This is a genomic window from Streptomyces doebereineriae (assembly GCF_031845645.1).
Taxonomy (GTDB): Bacteria; Actinomycetota; Actinomycetes; order Streptomycetales; family Streptomycetaceae; genus Streptomyces; species Streptomyces canus.
This window is the reverse complement of sequence record NZ_JAVREZ010000263.1, coordinates 1-459: the sequence shown is the minus strand read 5'-3', so window position 1 is coordinate 459 and position 459 is coordinate 1. Positions and strand designations below refer to the sequence as shown.

The 459-nt window shown below is 71.2% G+C and carries 1 pseudogene; it reads left to right on the top strand.

Annotated features, from left to right (window positions below):
• Positions 1-459: pseudogene (locus RNB18_RS51790) on the top strand (hypothetical protein); the annotation flags it as partial.

The following is a 459-nucleotide window of genomic DNA, read 5'->3' as shown; positions in this document are numbered from 1 at the left end:
CCTCTTCCCCAGCGGCACCTGCGACCCCGTCACCTCCGTCATGCCCGACTGGGAGGGCCGGATCTGGTGGGTCACCCGGCTCGGCCGGGTCGGCACGGTCGACCCGGAGACCTCCGTCATCCGCTCGGTGGGGCTGGCCGGTGAGGAGATCCAGAACTCCTTCTCCGTGGCCCGGGACGGCGTCTCCATCGTCTCCGACCACGCCCTGTACGGCTTCACGGCCGACCCCGACGGCACCCCGCGCATCCAGTGGCGCCAGACCTACGACCGGGGCACCGGCACCAAGCCCGGCTCGGTCAACCAGGGCTCGGGCACCACCCCGGACCTCTTCGGCACCGATGAGCAGTACGTGGCGATCACCGACAACGCGGACGACCGGATGAACGTCCTCGTCTACCGCCGGGGCACTGACGTCCCCGAGGGCCGCCGACTGGTCTGCGCGGTCCCGGTCTTCCACTC